Consider the following 16,957-nt stretch of genomic DNA (forward strand, 5'->3'; position numbering starts at 1 on the left):
GATGTCATTTTCTAAATCTATGCTTGCTTTGGCTGTAATGGCGGTCTCTTTTTCCAGTTACGCTGCAAAACAGGCTGATTTGATGATAGTTGACGGTACTGTTCTAACTATGGATCAGCAAAATAAAATTATTGAACAGGGCACTGTTGTCGTAAAAGAAAATAAAATTATTGCCGTTGGGGGCCCTGAGCTTTCTAAAGAATACCAAGCGAATAAAGTCCTAGATGTTGATGGTGATATTGTGATGCCGGGTTTAATTAATACCCACACACATGGTTCGATGACTGTGTTTCGTTCATTAGCGGATGATGTTCCAGATAGACTTCACCGTTATATTTTCCCGCTTGAAAGCAAAATGGTTTCTCGTGAAATGGTCAGAGTAGGTGCTGATCTTGCAAATATCGAAATGGTAAAAGGTGGCGTAACAACGTATGTTGATATGTACTATTTCGAGGATGAAGTTGCTAAAACCGTTGATAAAATGGGAAATCGCGCTGTATTAGGAGAATCTGTTATTAATTTCCCTGTCGCAGATGCGAAAACACCAGAAGAAGGTATTCAATACGCAGTAAACTTTATTAAAGAATATAAAGATCACCCTCGTATTATCCCAGCATTTGCACCACATGCTCCTTATACAAACACTACTGAAAACCTTCAGAAAATTGCCAAATTATCCATAGAGCTAGATGTTCCTGTTATGATCCATTTAGCTGAAACAGACCGTGAACAAGAAGAAATAGCTAAACGTACTGGTGGTAAAAGTCCCGTTCAATATATGGCAGATATCGGAGCGCTAAATAATAAAGTTATCGCAGCTCACGCAATTATGGTTGATGATAAAGATATTGATTTACTGAAAAAATATGATGTTGGTGTTGCTCATAATATCAGTGCGAATACTAAATCAGCGAAAGGTGTCGCGCCTGTCGTTGCAATGCTAGAAAAGGGTGTCCGTGTCGGTTTAGGGACTGATGGTCCAATGTCGAGTAATACACTAACGACGATGAATGAGCTAAATCTTGTTGGCAAAATTCATAAGCTAGAGAATAAAGATCGTGCGGCAATGCCACCGTTAACGGTTGTTGAGTTAGCAACGATGGGTTCAGCAAAAGTCTTGCATATGGAAGATAAATTGGGCTCATTAGAATCAGGTAAGCTTGCTGATATTATCGTTGTTGATACAAAATCACCTAATATGGTGCCTATGTATAGCCCTTATGCAGCATTAGTGTATGGCGCAAATGGCAGTAATGTTCGCCATACCATTGTAGATGGCAAAATCTTAATGGAAGATCGCCAACTATTAACCGTTGATGAGAAAGCGATTATTAAAGAGGCACAAGATTTCTCTGATAAAGTACGCAAAACTGTTATTGATAGTGGTGAAGTTGTTAAATAAGAATTGATAACAAACATCTTTATCCTAGGCAGTTTATTTTTAAACTGCCTTTATTTAGTTTTATTGAAATATTTATCTTATTTCTATCTAAACAAGACGATATAAAGCAAATAAAAGCTAAATATCTCGCCATCATTAAGATAATCCTTATTATTCAAAGATTCATTTAATTTAAAACAATAACATATTGTTTTATCTATTGTTTTTTATCCTCAAATTATTAGATCTTTAAGTTTATTCTGTTATCTAATTTATTAGAGATGCAATACTATCTAAATATACTTGTGCAACAGTGCATCTCTATTTTACGGTTCTTACAATACTGCTCATCAACTATGGATAGAATGAAAATGATGATTAAACCCAATAAATTAACGTTATCGCTTATTACATTATCTATTATTAGTACAACTAGTGCTTTTGCTAATGAAATCAATTCCGTAGATCCCACTAAACCACTTAATTATGATATAAAACTCAATCAAGCAACAATTTTTTTACGGGGTGCTGAACTTGAAAATAACGTCACTCTCAACTTACCTGCGGGGCAGAGTGACGTTGTTTTGTCTAATGTTGCAAACAATATTGATCCTAGAAGCTTATCAATTAGTATTGATAATGAAGATGTGATTATTAACACCATTAACGTTAAAAAAATTCCTATTGCCCCTAGTTACCCAGCCACCATTACGACATTAATGGATAAACAAAAAGAGATTAATAAACAAATTGAAGTATTAAACATCAACATTAGCGTTGGTGATGAACAAATTATTTTACTGAAAGATCAATCCTTTTTTGGTAATGGTGAAACGCAAACATTAGAGCAATCATCACAAAAATTTGATTTTATTAGTCAAAGAATGACTTCTATTTTAAATCAACAAAAAATGGCGCGTGAAGAAATTGCTAAATTAACAGAACAATTAGAAGAATTAAACCGACAATTAGAAATTGATATGCCAATTATTGCTGAAGAGAAAACACAAATTGTTTTATCTTTAGGCACGTCAAAAAATCTAACTAGTAAGATGCGTATTTCTTATATAACACCAGATGCTGGATGGTCACCTGCTTACGATATTCGAAGTCAAGGAATGGATAAGCCGATATTACTCACCTATAAGGCGGATGTTATTCAAAATACAGGCCTAAATTGGGATAAAGTAAAACTGGTTTTAACATCCACTAATCCATCACTTAATATCACTGCACCAACATTATCACCTTGGTATTTATCTCTTTATAATGATAATTCAAAATTTAGAAAAGACAGTATGAGAATGGCGATGCCTGCACCAGTCGCAGTTATGGAAGAAAATGTTTCAGACCTAACTCGAGAAAAACAAATAAACAAAGGTGTGACTCGATATGTTACGACGAATAATAATGGAATTAATTTAAGCCATGCTATCGCGTTACCTTACACCTTAAAAAATAGCACCGAGCCTAATACATTAGTGATTAACCAAAAAGAAGTCACCGCTGATTATCGCTATTTAGCCACACCGAAATTAGTCGAAGAAGTTTATTTACAAGCTGAAATTAAAGATTGGGAAAATTTAAACTTACTTAATGGTCGTGCGAATATCTACTATATGAATAGCTTTGTGGGTAATAGCTATATTAATACGAATGAACTTGAAGAGTTACTTAATATTCCGATGGGGATAGACAAAAACATTCAAATTAGCCGTATTAACAATGAGAAAATAAGAAAAGAGCCTATCTTTATTGGTACCACGATTGAACAAAAAGAGAGTTATACCATTAAAGTAAGAAACACTTATAACTCTCCTGTAAAAGTCACTATTTACGATCAACTACCACTTAGTCAAGAAAACAATATCAATGTAGCAGATGCCGTTTATAAAGATGGCGTACTTGATAAAGATACAGGTGAAATAGAGTGGAATATCACATTAGAGGCAAAACAAGAAAAATCCTTACCATTAAATTATACGCTTTCTTATCCTAAAAATAGACAAGTTATGGGGCTATAATTACGTCATTTCAGGTTGACAAAAATAGAAGAGGGTGCAATTGCACCTTTTTCTATTTTAAAGAGATCAATTTTATATTTTTCATTGTGTTATTTTTATTACTGCTAACATATCATCCCCATCTTTATCCATACCAGTCTCTTTAAAACCGAAAGAGCTATAGAATGTTTTAGCTACTGGATTTAATGGGTTGTAACAAATTTCAATTTCATTGATTGTTTTAGGTAGTGTGACTAAATTAGGTAAAGCACGAGAGATATAATGTACACAATACCCAGGCAAACAAGTAATAAGCTCATGATTAGGTTGAGAAATCATAAATAAGGCTTGCTCAAATGACGTGTAGGTTATGGCGATATTACGTAAACGCCCATGTTCAGCCAGAATATCATCTAAAGCCCAATGTGCTCGTTTATCATATTCTGTTGAAATATGAGAATAACGCAAGAATGTCTCTAAATTCCAAGATTCTTTTAATAAAGGATGATCTTTTCGCACATAAACTAACGGTGTATCACGAAAAAGCTCTTCGCAATCGATAACATCAGGTAATAGGTGTAATGCTTCTTTAGAGCCTGAATAATATTCACGACCTAAAAAAGCAATATCGCAAAAGTAACAACATAACAAAATCCAGCCCCAATACCTTGGAAGAAGCGTACTATCAAAAAGTTATTTTCCGTTACCGAAACTCCAGCACCAAATGAAGCCAATAAGAAAATAGTTGTTCCAAGCAATACAACAGGTTTACGTCCTAAATTATCACTACACCATCCTGCAACTAACATGGATGAAACCATGCCCATTAAATAAATTGAAAAAGCTTGATGTAATGTCACTTCCGATGCGTTTAAATCATTTGCAATTGCCGTTAAACCCGTTAAATGTAAGTCCACCCCAAGAGGGTAAATCAACACTAAACAAAAGCTAAAAAGGATATATTTTGTCATCCAGCCACCTCAATTATTCTAATGAAGAGGCATTTTAGTCGTCAAAGAAACTGAAACCTAATGACAAAAAAGCAATCTCTAATTTCCATTTTGGAAATAATATATTTATCTCATTATCAATGAATAATCACGCCTTCTTAGGGATATACACTAAAATCCGATTATATTTTTCCAAATCAAACGCTAATGATGTGTATTCATAATACTCTTTTTTATTATCAAAGTTTAAGGTTCTTACCCCATCACAAGGGGGATATATCTCATGTTTTTCCCACATTCTCTTAAATTCAGGTGATGAGCAATTTAACGAGGCAATTAATTTACGAATATTGGGATCATTCTTTGTTCTTGCATGGTCACGACGAAAGCTTGCCAATAATCTCTCCGCAATATTTTCCCAATCATCAATACGCGTTTTGTAACGGGTATCCATAAACAACAAATAAAGATAATTACGATTTTCGGCACTGTAATCTGAAAAATGAAAATAAGTATCTGCTTTTTTATTATAAGCCAATACATCCCAATGTAGATTTAAAACATAACAGAGATATTCTTGTGGAAAGTCAGCCAAAATCCGCAAAATAGTTTCAGGAACCTGATGTTCTGTTATTCCTGTCTCTGTCGGCTCTCTCATATGCGATAACAAATAAAGGTGCTGCCTTTCTGCACTATTTAAGCGTAAAGCGGTGGCTAAACTATCTAAAAATTGGCTAGATACGCCAATATCTCTTCCTTGTTCAAGCCATGTATACCAAGTTAATCCAACGCCAGAGAGTGCTGCAACTTCCTCACGACGTAATCCTGGTGTACGGCGACGCCCAGTACCAGGTAATCCCACGGTTTCAGGTAAAATACTTTGCCTTTTAGTTCGTAAAAAATCAGCTAATTCAGGACGAGTTCGTTTTCTTTCAGTCATAGCCTATTGCTTTTAGTAATAGTATAAATGGTTAAATTGTATCAGGATAAATAACTCATTATAGTCTCATTTCTTTAATCATTGAGACAAAAAAATGAATACCCAACAACGCATCGCCTTATTTGTTCTGCTATTAGCAGGATTTGTCACAATATTTGATTTATTTGTCGTCAATGTCGCTATCGTGAATATTGAACAAACGCTCAATGCAACACTAACAGAACTCACATTAATTATCGTAGGATACGAATTAGCCTTTGGTTTATTATTAATTACAGGAGGGCGACTTGGTGATATTTACGGCCGTCGTACCCTTTATCGCATTGGTATGTTTGGTTTCACTTTAACTTCTGTATTGTGTGCAGTTTCTCCTAATGCTGTAAGTCTTGTTATTGCTCGTTGTCTGCAAGGATTAACCGCAGCGTTATTGTTCCCCCAAGTTTACTCAAGTATTCGCCTCAATTTTGATGATATACAAGCTAAAAAAGTATTTGGTTTATTAGGAATGACATTAGGATTAGCAGCAATAGCAGGGCAAGCATTAGGAGGGCTTTTAATATCGTTAAATATTTTTGGGCTTGAGTGGCGTACTATTTTTTTAATTAATCTTATCATTGGTATTATTGCATTGGCACTTTCTCACTATTTAACGCAAAGTGAGACTCTAGATTATATAAGATTAGATATTGGTGGTGTTGTTTTATCTGCTTTAAGTATAACGTTCACATTACTTCCTTTATTAATGCTACCTATCTGGGGGTGGAAATTACATAGTACGTTACTTTTTCTTTTCGGACTAATATTGTTAACACTGTTTATTTACTATGAAAATCGATTAAAACAGCAAGGAAAACAACCGCTTTTTGATCTTATTTTATTTACTAATCGCTCTTATGTAATTGGGATCGGAATTGTTGTTTGTGTATATGCAACATCATCGGCTTTCCCTATGATGATGTCGATATTATTACAAAGTGGATTTAAACGTTCTGTTCTCGATTCTGGATTAATTTTTGTTCCATCAAGTATAGGTTTTGTTCTTTCATCATTATTAACACCTAAATGGATAAGAAAGTTTGGTGAGCAGATTATTTATTGGGGAGCTGTTTGTTATGCTTTAAGCTATCTCTTTTTAATTGGAGGTATTTATTATCTAATATCGCCAGAAAATAGCTCTCTTGTGATCCCATTCCTATTCTTAGTTGGCTTTACACAAGGCATGATAATGACACCCATGCTTAATTTAGTATTAACAAAAGTTAAATCCGAATTTGTTGGTATCGCTTCAGGATTAACTGCAACATTACAACAAGTTGGCGCAGCTATAGGAGCAACTTGTGTTTCAATTATTTTACAATTTAGTCTTAGTCACACACTTTCAACAAATATGATTGAGCAATATAAGATTGCATTTAGTTTTAGTATGATTTTCAATTTTATTATGGCTATATGTGCCACGTTGCTATTAAGAAAAATAGCCATCAAAAATAGATAAATCAGCTGATATAAAAAATGCCTTGTTAAATTTTTTAATGAGGTGTTTTAATTAAACAGTGACTTTATCGTTATCTTCTCTTTTATTAGTTCTATTTTTTGTGCTGGTGTTTTACTCTCATTGGTAAGGCAATAATTATAATAAAAGCTATAAATAGACAATAATATATTTACTGTACTAGGCGATAGCTTTCTTAAAAACACATCAGGAAATTTATCTTTAAATGATTGAATAAATAGATGGCTGTAATCAAGAGAAGGGGAAATTTTAGTATAAAAACTAACGTCATCTGTTTTATTTAACCCCAAATTACATAGATAGAATAACTCTCGATTATCTTGAGATATAAACTCATACCATTTATTATTCCACCAACCCAGCGTATAACTTCCTTTATAAGTAAAATCTGGTGTTAAGCGAGTTCCCGTTGAAACCACATAATAAAGGTTAGACGTTCTTTGCTTTATTTCTTTGCCATAAGCAACCATACATCCACCACGAATAAAACTATCATGATAAATAAAGTGATGTTGAATATTTATTGGTAGAATAAACTTTAATTTTAGAAAATGAAAATGTGATAATACAACAGGTTCAATAATATGTTCAGAGCAAATTTTTTCTGTGTATTGAATTTGACCAAAACTTTTCCTACTGTTTATTTGCTCATATCTCATAATAATATTATCGAGTAATACACCTTGAGTATTATCTAATATCTCTTTTTTAGTATTGTTATGATATTGACTGTCTGGACTCACGACAGCCTTACTCCAATTAACACTAGAAAGAAAAACATAACCAGTATTAGAACAACAGGTTACAATTCCAAAAAGTTCATTTGAAAAGCCTTTTGTTGTATTATTTCGACAATTCAAAGTAAATATATTTGTTTGTAAATTATAGGTTTTATTTTTATTCAAAGATTGTTCATATTTTCGTGTTTTTATTTCTATCAATTGTTCAATAGTCTCTAATTTTCGATAAAACAGAGCTGGGGTAATATTTAAACTCTTGATAATATAACTAGGTGTTTGTGTTTGTAAAATAAGGAGATCAATTATCTTATTATAAAGATGTTTTAAATCTATATTATTTTTAAGAGAAAAAACAGAATTACACTTTTTGCATTGATAACGCACTGTTCCTTTTGCAGTTTTTCCATAATGTATTTTTTCTGATGAATCACAATTTGGACAGTGTTCATTGATATTTAAATTAAAAAAAGCAATATAAGGATTTAATAATGTTTTTATATCTTCATTATTGATTAATACACTGCTGCCACCACAACCATTACAATAAACAGCGGGAAAGCCCAATTTAAAAGAAGGGATGATATAAACCTCTTCTATCACGTCAGAAAAATGTTCACAACTCTCTGTTTTACATATATTAACATTAATTTTATTTGTTATTTTCATTAGCTCTTATCACAAAAAACCAACACGAAACGATAATAACATAATTCAGTCAGGCATATTGCTAACTTACTGTGATAGTTATCATGCTTTTAAGGACCCAGCTGTTATTAACTAGATACCGAACATCAACAGCGTTATTTCCGCATTCTCATTATTACAGGATATTATTATGCGTAAGCCTATTCTTATATTGCCTCTTTTAATTGGTGCGTTATTAGGGAATTCTTCAGTTTTTGCTCAAGAAATTACTATTTATCACACTAACGATTTGCACGCGAATGCTGTCCCTTTTAAAGCCCCTTATGTTAGCCAAGATAGATTAGTCGGTGGTTTTGCCAATATTGCGACTATTGTTAAAGATGCCAAAAAGAATAATCCAGGCGTCTTATTTTTTGATGCTGGCGATTATTTTACAGGGCCTTATTTAAGCACCTTAACACAAGGTGAAGCCATTATTGATATCATGAACGAAATGTCTTTTGATGCAGCTTCTGTGGGAAATCATGAATTCGACCATGGTGTTGAAAATATGGTTACACAGCTTAATAAAGCAACGTTCCCTGTACTCTTAGGTAATATTTTCTATGAAAATAATGGAAAAGCGGTTTGGGATAAACCGTATATTATATTAGAAAAAGTGGGTATTAAGTTTGGTGTAATAGGACTACACGGTAAATTTGCTTTCTATGATACTGTCAATAAAGATAAACGAGAGGGTGTAGAAGCAAGAGACGAAGTTGAATACCTTAATAAATATCTTAATGAATTGAAAGGGAAAGTTGATATAACCGTATTACTCGTTCATGAAGGTGTTCCTGCAAGACAATCTAGTTTTGGCTCAACAGATGTCGCTCGTATGCTACAAAAAGATATTGAATTGGCACAGCAAGTAAAAGGGTTGGATATTTTAATTACTGGACATGCTCATGTAGGTACACCAGAACCTATTAAAGTAAATGACACGCTGATTGTTTCTACGGATGCTTATGGCATTAACGTTGGAAAATTGGTGTTAGATATAAATGACAAAACTAAAAAAATTGATAACTATAAAGGCGAGTTAGTTAATATCTTTGCTGATGAACACAAGCCTGATCCGGATACACAGAAAAAAATAGAGACATGGACTAAAAAATTAGATGAAATTGCACAACAAAAAATAGGTAATGCTAATAATGAACTAACACGCTCTTATGGTGAGTCTTCTGAAATTGGTAATTTAATTACCGATGCTTTTCTAGTCACAGATAACCGCGCTCAAATTGCTTTTGTTAATAGTGGTGGTATTCGTAACGAGATCCATAAAGGTGATATTACGATCGGGGATATTATTAGCATGTTCCCATTCCCAGATGATTTAACTTACATGGAATTAAGTGGTAAAGACTTACGGGATTTAATGAATCACTCTGCAAATTTAACTAATGGTGTATTGCAAGCTTCTAGCGGTTTTGAAATGAAATATGATAGCTCTAAACCTGTTAACGAGCGTGTTATCTCTGTTTCTATTAATGGAAAACAAGTGGAAGATAATACTTACTATCCCATTATTGCTAATTCTTTCTTAGCGAGAGGTGGTGATGGTTTTACTGCCTTTACTCATGGTCAAAATACTAAAGATATTCCTAATACCAGCGCAGCAACGGCCGTTATTGAATATATTAAGCAAAAAGCTACGATAAACATGCCTAGAGAAGAACGAATTGTTGATATATCCACAAAAAAGTAATGTGTAAATAATCAATACCCCATTATATAACGCCATTAATGTTCTCACCATTTATGGCGTTTTTTGCATTAATTTGCATTAATAAGAGGGCTTTTTATTAATCCATCAGATCACAGTGATATCAGATAAAGCTTAACTCACCTGCTGATATACTCATGCTTATTTTGTTATTCACTTTATTTTGTAGAGATATTTCTATGCCGTGGACTTTTTCACATCCTTCCATTGTTTTCCCTATAAAACAGTCTCGAATAGGTAAATACCTTAATTTACCTGCATTAATTGTAGGAAGCACTTCACCTGATTTACTCTATTCTTTTGGTTTATATCAATCAGCAACAACGGCACATGATTTATTAGGTTGGTTTTATACTGCATTTCCTTTTTGTATCTTCGTTTTTATCTTAAATTACTTATTCAGAAATCCATTAAAATGTGTATCGCCCATACCTTTATATGATCCTCTAAAATTCAATCTTCGAACATTGAGTCTATTTGTTTTATCCCTGTATATTGGCGCAGTAACACATATTGTATGGGATTCATTTACCCATGAAACAGGAACTGCCGTCAGATTTTTTTCTGTATTACAAGCACAATTATTACAAGGAATGACAGACAGCCAAGAGATTGCGATTTATAAATTGTTACAACATTTAGGCTCGGTAATAGGGCTACTTTATTTGTGTTGGAAATACATTCAATATCAGCGTAAACAAGACCATCTAACACAAAAAGAAAACCGTATTAAATTATATCGTTTAGTTGGGATCGGCTTCCTGTCTGGGTTATGTGCTTTGCCTTTAGCTTTGCAATTCTCAAATAGAGGGCAGGGGATCAACATTAATCGATTTATTTTCTTAGAGCTATCTTTAGCTGTGCCTTTTTTCTTTGGTTTAATGATAATCTTAGGGTTATGGTTATATCGAACTAAAACTTGACCAAGTAAACTAGAAAAGCCCCAGAATATAAATTTATGAGGCTTTTCTATGGTGTCCGTATTTAATAGAGAAAATCTTAGCTATTTATTAGTTTTTAAACCACTGCATGACTTCTTCGTAACTTCCTTGGTAAATAATTTTATCTGCCTTTTTGCTTAATTGATAACGATACATAGGATCGTAATACTCTTTCAGTAAAGGAGTTAACCAAGTAAAGTGTGCTTCAGTATTAGCTTCTTTTTTTTGTATTTCTAAAGCATTATCGAGTAATTGTGTTAATTCCGCAGCGCGTTGAGATCCCAATCGACGGCGGATAGCAAATAAACCATGATGTAAATAATCGCTATAAGCTTGCCAGCCTTTATCTTCGCCATATACCTCTAAAAAATCATGAGTCATACGATCAAAATACTCCGCTTTTAAACGCTCAATACGTCGCTCTAAGGGATCATCAACAACAACGATTGATGCCTCGGCCATTTTTGCTCGCAAACATTCAGGTAATCCATTAGCCCCAATAGCACGACCTTCATCCTCAAGCACCCATCTCGTATATTTTTGTGATTTTTTCAACATTTCAACACCAAGATGGTTTTCAAATGTCGCTTGAGGAAATTGATCTTCAACAGTACGACCAAAAGAAGAGCCTCGATGATGGGCAATACCTTCAAGATCAATACCTTCAGGTAATGAACGCACTAATGTCGTTTTTCCATTACCAGTACATCCACCAATAAGGATAATAGGGCGCTGAACGAATTCATTAGTCATTTCAATAACAGCCTGTCTTAATGCCTTATATCCCCCTTCAATTAATGGGAAATCTATACCAGTATCTTTAAGCCATTGCTGAACGATATGAGAACGCATCCCGCCACGAGCACAGCAGATATAACCATTGGGAAATTGCTCACAGGCTTCACGCCACGCTTCAATGCGTTTATCACGAATTTCACCACTAACCAATTGATGGCCTAAATCGACGGCTTTTTGTGAGCCTTGTTGTTTATAACAAGTCCCCACGGCCGCGCGCTCTTCATCATTCATTAAAGGCAAATTAACCGCATTAGGGATCGAACCTTGATTAAATTCAATAGGTGCACGCACATCAATAATAGGTGTGTTAGTAGCAAGAATATGTCGAATGTTTTGAGCAGAAAACGCTGATTCCATAATAAAAATTGTAATATCTAGTCGGGCTGAAAGATTAGCTACTATACTCTTAAAATCATGTAACGCCCATAATTACAGTCATATTTGAAAATGGAGTCCTTCTTCCAATAAAAAATTTAAGATAAGGCTATAGATTGATAGATAAAAAACATCTAACATCTATTTGATGGAATGTTTTAGATTAATTCATTGATTAAATACTATAAATAAAAACACTATCGTGTTGAAAACGGACCATAAAATTTATCGTAAAATGACGAGTGTATTACCTTGGACATAATAAAAAAATATTATCGTATTATTAGCTTGAGCATAATGATATTGCTGTTATCAGGTTGTTCTCGAGGCCATTCTCCTTTTATTAGTATGTTAGGCGCCTATTTCCCATATTGGATGTTATGTACATTTATCGGCTTATTAGGGGCTTTGGTCATACGTGTGTTACTTATCTATTGGGGTATTGATGATAAATTGCCACTTCCTTTAATCTTTTATTTTGCAATATTGTTATCAATTTCTTTAACCATCTCTTTATTTTATTTTTCTTATTAAAAAATTATGGATAAAAAAATCAAAAAAAAGCTGGCACTTATAATCACGGTGAGCGTTTTTGTGATTACACTCATCTTATTGTGGAAAAACATTCAATTATCAGCGTTAAATCCACTCAGTGAAGATGCAATAATTGATGCCAATAAAATTAACATATCATCAACTGTGCCAGGTCGAATTAGTGCTATTTACGTCAAAGAAAATAGCAAGGTTAATAAAGGGGATTTACTGTTTACTATCGATCCCACTATGTACGCATTAAGAGTTCAGCAAGCAAAAGAACAGCTCATGATTGCTGAAGCAACATTAAGTAACAAGCAACGTATTATTATTGCAGAAACATCAAATTCAGAAGTTGCAGAAGCACAAATAAAACGTGCTCAAGTCAATTTGTTATTAGCGACTCAATCACTCAATAGATTAGAGCCATTATTAGCAAAAGGATTTGTGACCGCACAACAAGTTGATGATGCTAGAACATTAAAACATGATGCTGAAGTTACATTAAAACAGGCACAAAAACAAAATGTTGCCTCAGAAGCCTTAATTAATAATACAGATTCAGAAGTAGCATTAGTGAAATCGTTAAAAACCTCATTGGCAATGGCTGAATGGGAATTAAGTAATACTGAAGTAAAAGCGCCAAGCAATGGCTACGTTGCTGGATTAGTGCTATCACCAGGTGAATTTATTATTTCTGGACAGTCTGTTTTTACCTTAATTGATACTGATACTTGGTATGCTTCAGCTTATTTTAAAGAGACCGATTTAAATAATATAAAAATAGGCAACTGCGTCGTTATTTATTCAATGATTGATAATAAACATCCCATTAAAGGCAAAGTAGAAGGTATTAGCCGAGGGATCATGTCAACTGATCTTATTAATATTCCAAGAGACTTACCTTATGTACCTAAATCATTAAATTGGGTTAGAGTTCAACAACGGTTTCCTGTTAAAGTCACTATCACCAATCCACCAGAAGATCTTATGCGGGTTGGCGCTACTGCAACTGTTAATATAATAGCTAACGACGATGATTGTTAAACCCTCTCTAATAGTGAAACAAGTCAAAAAAGACTTGTTACCCTTTGATTTTCGTTTAGCAACTACTTGGCGCATTGCATTGCTTTGTGCCTTAATGGCTGCTATTGCGATGATTTATGAAATTCCCGAATCTGCAATAAGTTGCTATTTAATTATCTATTTAATCAAAGCTGATGCTGTACAAAATATATTATTATCTGTTGGCGTAATTATTTTATGTTCTATTGTCGTGTGTATTATCTTTGTTCTTTTTAATCTCACGATACAAAACATTATTTTACGATTCTTCTTTATGGCTTTGTTTTCAGCCGTTTTTATGTACTTAGCATCGGCTAGTAGCCTTGGTGATATTGGTAATTTAGTCGCTTTAGTTATCGCCTTTTTAATGACTTTAATTGATGATATCCCTGTCGGAGATGTTGCAACAAGAGCATTACTTTACGCATTATTGATGGCAGTATCTCCAATGTTATTGGTTATTTTATTTAATTTCTTTGTTGGCATTAGCCCAAGAAAATTACTGTTAAACAGAATCGCCAAACGCTTTTCTACTGCAAGTGATTTCTTTTTAGGAAGAAAAGAAAGCCAACTCGAAATTAGTGAATTACTGAGTACACAAACAGAATGTAAACGTTATTTAATGTTTATTAAAATATTTTATTTGCGGGGAAGAGAAGATATTCAATGGTTAGAGAACATTATTGATAACTCTTATAAAATATTAATTATGTCATTAACTTTTGATAAAAATACACCAACTTCTATACGTTTTCTTCTTTCTAACAGATGTTTAGAAATTGCCGATTGTTTTACACATCATCAAATAGATAAAATAAAAGATAAACAACAAGAACAATATACAATAAGTAAACTTCGCTTATTAAATACTTTTGATAAGATTTTATCTAATAAAAGAGAAACTAAACCGGTACAGAAAAAAACACCTTTTTTTGTTAGTGATGCATTTACAAATCCTAACCATAAATACTTCGCTTTAAAAACCACTATAGCCGCTATTCTATGTTATATTTTTTATGATTACTTTAAATGGCAGGGTATTCATACTGCAATGATCACTTGTTATGTTGTGGCATTAACATCTGTCGGTGAAACAGTTCATAAATTAACATTGCGGATCACCGGATGCCTAATTGGGGCACTAATTGGCATGATTTCACTGCTCTATATTATCCCTAACTTATCTGATGTTTTTGAATTAATGGTGCTGATCTTTTTCTGTTTATTACCTGCAGCTTGGGTTGCGGTTGGTAATGAACGTATCTCTTATGCCGGCGTACAAGTCGGTTTAGCATTTTTATTAACAACATTACATGGATTTAAACCTAGTTTTGATATGGACGTGGTCTCTGATCGTATTTTAGGTATTTTGTTAGGTAATATTGTGATGTACATTATTTTCACAAAAGTATGGCCTTCAAGTATTGTTAATACAATATACAAACAAATCACCTCTATTTTAGATAATTATATAGACCTAAGATATTCGACGAATAAAAACGATATGTTAGATTTAGTTTCATCCGTAAATGAAGCTATCACACAGTCAAAAGACAATATAAACTTACTCATTTTTGAAAAAAAAGATAGAGAAAGAAATAAAAACCTAATGCTTTTTTTTAAAGAGTCATTAAATAAAATTTCTTATATTAGCTATCATAATTACGCTCATAAATTTATTTTTGAAGATAATTTTTCTTATTCAATTATCGATGAAAATTCAAAATATGAATTTAAAAAAGACATCCTTAACAAAGAAATGAAAATATTACCAGCAGATGAAAGAGAGCTTGTATTTAAACATTTAATAAGAGAAAAACTATAATGATAAATTTAGTCATTAATAACAAGAAAAATATTCTGTCATCTCTGTTAAGCCTATTACTTGTTGGTTGTGTTGACACAAGCAGTTCATTTAAGCAATATTCTCAAGAGCCTATCGCTTATGATAATACTCAATATCTTTCCTCACCGGCTGAGCAATACTTATCTCTCCCTCAAGAACGAACGGTTAAATCTCACTATGCTTTAGCTGACCTGATAGATTTAGGGCAACAAAATAACCCAGACACACGTATTGCATGGGAATTAGCCAAAAAATCAGCCACTGATATTGGTATGGTAGAAAGTACATATTTGCCAATTATCACAGCAACAGCGCTCGCAGGATATCAACATGGAAAAATTGATTTACCTAAAAATCCTATTGTTGATGATATAAAAACATCTAGTAGCGCTTTTATTCCAGCACTTACATTTAGGTGGCTTATTTTTGATTTTGGTAAACGAGGAGCATTAGTCGATGCTGCCAAACATACTTCATTAGCAATAAATCTTAATTTTAATCTGATGCATCAGAAGATTATTCATGATGTCTCGGTTGCCTATTTTAGCTATGGTGCTGCACAAAAAAAGGTGAATATTACTCAAATGGCCCTTCAAAGAAGTAAAGATATTTTATATGCCGTTGAGCAAAAACAAGTGAAGGGATTAGCGACCGTATTGGATGTAGCATTAGCAAAACAACAAGTTGCACAAATTGAATTACAAAACGTGTTAGCTAAAGGTCATGAAAAAGATCAATATCAAATCTTATTGTCTGCTATTGGCGTTTCACCTTTTGAAAAAATAACCATTAATTATGCCGATGATAATTTTCTTCCTGATGATATTTCACCATTAACTCATGATGTGATAAAAAAAGCACTTGCACAACGTCCTGATGTTTTAGCGCAATATGAATTACAGCAAGCCGCAATTAAGGCTGCTAATTCTGTCGAATCTGACTATTTCCCTAAAGTATATCTTGCTGGTGCACTTGCAGGAGGAACAGGTAGCTTTGATGTTCAGGGACTTCCTGATATTAGCCAAAGAACGTCATCTTCTAATATCTTGATTGGAGTCAGTATTCCATTATATGAAGGCGGAATACGTCAATCTAGAATGGCAAATGCACAGTCAGAAATTAGGCTAGCTCAAGAAAATTTACGCAAAAGCCAAGATCTTGCAATAAAAGAGATTTCAATTAGCGAAAATACACTCAAGTCGGCACTTGAGGCAAATAAAGCGTCTAAAAATTTAGTAGAGACAACACAATTAACCTATACCGCCAGTGTAGAATTTTATCGTAACGGATTGGGAACAGTAACCGAAATTAATACCGCAGAAATTGCATTATTAAATGCACAAATGTCTCAGATTGATGCCTATACAGGATCACAGATTGCAGCCGTTGATTTAGCATTTGCATTAGGTGAAATAGGTAGGGCATTGCCTAATTCAGCATCATATTAAAAATATTTCT

13 protein-coding genes and 1 pseudogene are annotated in these 16,957 nt (G+C 33.4%); 9 read left to right on the forward strand and 5 right to left on the reverse strand.

Annotated features, from left to right (window positions below):
• Position 1: 1 nt before the first annotated feature.
• Positions 2 to 1,402, forward strand: a complete 1,401-nt coding sequence (locus DK866_RS06565; RefSeq protein ID WP_109374035.1) for an amidohydrolase — start codon at positions 2 to 4, stop codon at positions 1,400 to 1,402.
• A gap of 350 nt (positions 1,403 to 1,752) precedes the next feature.
• A complete protein-coding gene (locus DK866_RS06570; protein WP_162556983.1) occupies positions 1,753 to 3,405 on the forward strand; it encodes a DUF4139 domain-containing protein in 1,653 nt (550 codons plus the stop codon).
• Positions 3,406 to 3,486: 81 nt separating this feature from the next.
• Here DK866_RS06570 and DK866_RS20015 read toward each other — a convergent pair whose 3' ends face one another.
• The 3 genes and pseudogenes from DK866_RS20015 to DK866_RS06585 all read right to left on the reverse strand — a co-directional run bounded on the left by DK866_RS20015 (position 3,487) and on the right by DK866_RS06585 (position 5,274).
• Entirely contained in the window at positions 3,487 to 4,035 is a 549-nt protein-coding gene (locus tag DK866_RS20015) for a LysR substrate-binding domain-containing protein (RefSeq protein WP_244179658.1), read from the reverse strand.
• Positions 4,008 to 4,355, reverse strand: a pseudogene (locus DK866_RS06580) (MFS transporter); the annotation flags it as partial. The gene DK866_RS20015 and the pseudogene DK866_RS06580, both read right to left, overlap by 28 nt.
• Positions 4,356 to 4,482: 127 nt before the next feature.
• The gene (locus tag DK866_RS06585; RefSeq protein ID WP_109408236.1) at positions 4,483 to 5,274 is read right to left on the reverse strand and encodes a helix-turn-helix transcriptional regulator; all 792 of its coding nucleotides are present in this window, start codon (positions 5,272 to 5,274) and stop codon (positions 4,483 to 4,485) included.
• Between the two features lie 94 nt (positions 5,275 to 5,368).
• Here DK866_RS06585 and DK866_RS06590 point away from each other — a divergent pair, with 94 nt between their 5' ends.
• Complete coding sequence (locus DK866_RS06590; RefSeq protein WP_109408237.1) at positions 5,369 to 6,769, forward strand: MFS transporter; 1,401 nt, start codon at positions 5,369 to 5,371, stop codon at positions 6,767 to 6,769.
• Between the two features lie 47 nt (positions 6,770 to 6,816).
• Here the strand turns inward: DK866_RS06590 and DK866_RS06595 are convergent, their stop codons facing one another.
• Entirely contained in the window at positions 6,817 to 8,193 is a 1,377-nt protein-coding gene (locus tag DK866_RS06595) for an IS1/IS1595 family N-terminal zinc-binding domain-containing protein (protein ID WP_109408238.1), read from the reverse strand.
• Positions 8,194 to 8,362: 169 nt separating this feature from the next.
• Here DK866_RS06595 and DK866_RS06600 point away from each other — a divergent pair, with 169 nt between their 5' ends.
• Both DK866_RS06600 and DK866_RS06605 read left to right on the forward strand, forming a co-directional pair.
• On the forward strand, positions 8,363 to 9,922 hold the full coding sequence (locus DK866_RS06600; RefSeq protein ID WP_109408239.1) for a bifunctional metallophosphatase/5'-nucleotidase: 1,560 nt from the start codon (positions 8,363 to 8,365) through the stop codon (positions 9,920 to 9,922).
• A gap of 197 nt (positions 9,923 to 10,119) precedes the next feature.
• Positions 10,120 to 10,863: a DUF4184 family protein gene (locus DK866_RS06605; RefSeq protein ID WP_109408240.1), complete on the forward strand. Its 744-nt coding sequence runs from the start codon at positions 10,120 to 10,122 to the stop codon at positions 10,861 to 10,863.
• A gap of 87 nt (positions 10,864 to 10,950) precedes the next feature.
• On the opposite strand, the gene mnmH is transcribed toward DK866_RS06605, so the two are convergent.
• Complete coding sequence (gene mnmH, locus DK866_RS06610) at positions 10,951 to 12,036, reverse strand: tRNA 2-selenouridine(34) synthase MnmH (protein WP_109408241.1); 1,086 nt, start codon at positions 12,034 to 12,036, stop codon at positions 10,951 to 10,953.
• 393 nt (positions 12,037 to 12,429) lie between these two features.
• On the opposite strand from mnmH, the gene DK866_RS20105 reads away from it, so the two are divergent.
• Genes DK866_RS20105 through DK866_RS06630 form a run of 4 tightly spaced genes read left to right on the forward strand, consistent with a single transcriptional unit; the run spans position 12,430 to position 16,947 of the window.
• Entirely contained in the window at positions 12,430 to 12,588 is a 159-nt protein-coding gene (locus tag DK866_RS20105; RefSeq protein WP_244179664.1) for a hypothetical protein, read from the forward strand.
• A 6-nt stretch (positions 12,589 to 12,594) separates the two neighbouring features.
• Positions 12,595 to 13,635, forward strand: a complete 1,041-nt coding sequence (gene mdtN, locus DK866_RS06620) for a multidrug transporter subunit MdtN (RefSeq protein ID WP_109408243.1) — start codon at positions 12,595 to 12,597, stop codon at positions 13,633 to 13,635.
• Positions 13,625 to 15,478 carry an FUSC family protein gene (locus DK866_RS06625; protein ID WP_109408244.1) on the forward strand — a complete coding sequence of 618 codons (1,854 nt, stop codon included), beginning with the start codon at positions 13,625 to 13,627 and terminating at the stop codon, positions 15,476 to 15,478. Before mdtN ends, DK866_RS06625 begins: the two co-directional genes overlap by 11 nt.
• Complete coding sequence (locus tag DK866_RS06630; RefSeq protein WP_109408245.1) at positions 15,478 to 16,947, forward strand: TolC family protein; 1,470 nt, start codon at positions 15,478 to 15,480, stop codon at positions 16,945 to 16,947. Before DK866_RS06625 ends, DK866_RS06630 begins: the two co-directional genes overlap by 1 nt.
• Positions 16,948 to 16,957: the final 10 nt, after the last annotated feature.

Source organism: Proteus genomosp. 4 str. ATCC 51469, from assembly GCF_003144375.1.
GTDB lineage: Bacteria > Pseudomonadota > Gammaproteobacteria > Enterobacterales > Enterobacteriaceae > Proteus.